Below are 1,974 nucleotides of genomic sequence, written 5' to 3'. Positions count from 1 at the left end.
ACCGGTGGGGAGCCCGCCGTCCGGGACCGCCCGCCGGGGGACCCGGACGGGCCGCGGCGGGCCGGGACGCAGGTCCCCGCTCGCCCGCGGCGGCTGGACGCCCTGGCTCTATCTCGCCCCCGCCCTCGTCGTCATCGGCGGGCTGCTCGTCTACCCCGTCTACCAGCTCGGCCTGATCTCGCTCCTGGAGTACACGCAGGCCCAGGTCAGCGGCGGGCAGCCGACCACCTTCCAGGGCCTGGGCAACTACGCGACGCTCTTCCGCGACGAGCAGTTCTGGCAGGTGCTGCTGGCCACCGTGGTCTTCGCGGCGGCGTGCGTCGTGTCGACCCTGGCGGTCGGCTGTGCGCTGGCCGTCCTCCTGACACGTGTCCGTGCCGTGCCGCGGCTCGCCCTGATGCTGGCCGCGCTCGGCGCCTGGGCGACTCCCGCGGTCACCGGGTCGACGGTGTGGCTGCTCCTGTTCGACCCCGACTTCGGGCCGGTCAACCGCGTCCTCGGCCTCGGCGACCACTCGTGGACGTACGACCGCTACAGTGCCTTCGCCCTCGTCCTGCTCGAAGTGGTGTGGTGCTCCTTCCCGTTCGTGATGGTCACGGTGTACGCCGGGATCCGCGCCGTGCCCTCCGAGGTCCTGGAGGCCGCGTCCCTCGACGGGGCCTCCCAGTGGCGGATCTGGCGCTCGGTGCTGGCGCCGATGCTCCGCCCGATCCTCGTGGTCGTCACCATCCAGTCGGTCATCTGGGACTTCAAGGTCTTCACGCAGATCTACGTCATGACGAACGGCGGCGGCATCGCCGGCCAGAACCTCGTCCTGAACGTGTACGCCTACCAGAAGGCCTTCGCGTCCTCCCAGTACAGCCTCGGGTCGGCGATCGGAGTGGTGATGCTGCTGATCCTGCTGGCGGTCACGCTCGTTTATCTGAGGCTGCTGCGAAGGCAGGGGGAAGAGCTGTGAGTTCCGTGACGTCCGGACATTCCGCGCCGGCGACGACTTCACCGGAAGCGCGAAATTCCGTACGGCCGCCGGGATCCGCGAAGAATCCCGTACACCGGTCCGCGCGGAATCCCGTACGCAATCCCGTGTGGAATCCCGTACGCAATCTCGTACGCCGGTCCGTGCGGCGGCCGTGGCGGCTGGCCGCCGAGGTCTCGGCACTGCTGATCGCGGCCCTGGTCGCATTTCCCCTCTACTGGATGGTGCTCAGCGCCTTCAAGCCGGCCGGGGAGATCGAGTCGACCCGGCCGCGGCCCTGGACGCTCTCCCCGACCCTGGATTCCTTCCGGCGCGTCTTCGAACAGCAGGAATTCGGCCGGTACTTCCTCAACAGCCTCGTCGTGGCCGTCTCCGTGGTCGCCGTCTCGGCGCTCATCGCGTTTCTCGCGGCGACCGCCGTGACACGGTTCCGCTTCCGGTTCCGGACCACCCTGCTGATCATGTTCCTGATCGCGCAGATGGTGCCCATCGAGGCCCTGACGATCCCCCTCTTCTTCCAGATGCGGGACTTCGGGCAGCTCAACACGCTGGGCGCGCTGATCCTGCCGCACATCGCCTTCTCGCTGCCCTTCGCGATCTGGATGCTGCGGGGCTTCGTGAAGGCCGTCCCCGAGGCGCTGGAGGAGGCCGCCTACATCGACGGGGCGAGCAGGACGCGGTTCCTGTGGCAGATCCTCTTCCCGCTGGTCCTGCCGGGACTCGTCGCCACCAGCGTGTTCTCCTTCATCTCCGCCTGGAACGACTTCCTGTTCGCCAAGTCCTTCATCATCAGCGACACCTCGCAGTCCACACTGCCGATGGCACTCCTCGTCTTCTACAAGCCCGACGACCCGGACTGGGGCGGCGTCATGGCCGGTTCCACGGTGATGACGATCCCGGTGCTGATCTTCTTCGTACTCGTACAGCGGCGCCTGGTCTCCGGGCTGGGCGGCGCGGTGAAGGACTGACGTGACTTCGAACGACGCGACCCCGAACGA

General features: G+C 68.2%; 2 protein-coding genes. Both read left to right on the top strand.

What is annotated here, in order from left to right; all coding sequences use genetic code 11:
- The first annotated feature begins 4 nt into the window (after positions 1–4).
- Positions 5–958, top strand: coding sequence for a carbohydrate ABC transporter permease (locus tag HO151_RS02685; protein ID WP_368039394.1), 954 nt, complete (start codon positions 5–7; stop codon positions 956–958).
- A gap of 125 nt (positions 959–1,083) precedes the next feature.
- Positions 1,084–1,944, top strand: a complete 861-nt coding sequence (locus HO151_RS02680) for a carbohydrate ABC transporter permease (RefSeq protein ID WP_173894517.1) — start codon at positions 1,084–1,086, stop codon at positions 1,942–1,944.
- Positions 1,945–1,974 lie beyond the last annotated feature (30 nt).

This window comes from Streptomyces sp. 8P21H-1 (assembly GCF_013302945.1).
Note: the sequence above shows the minus strand (reverse complement) of the source record. Positions and strands in the feature narration are given on the sequence as shown.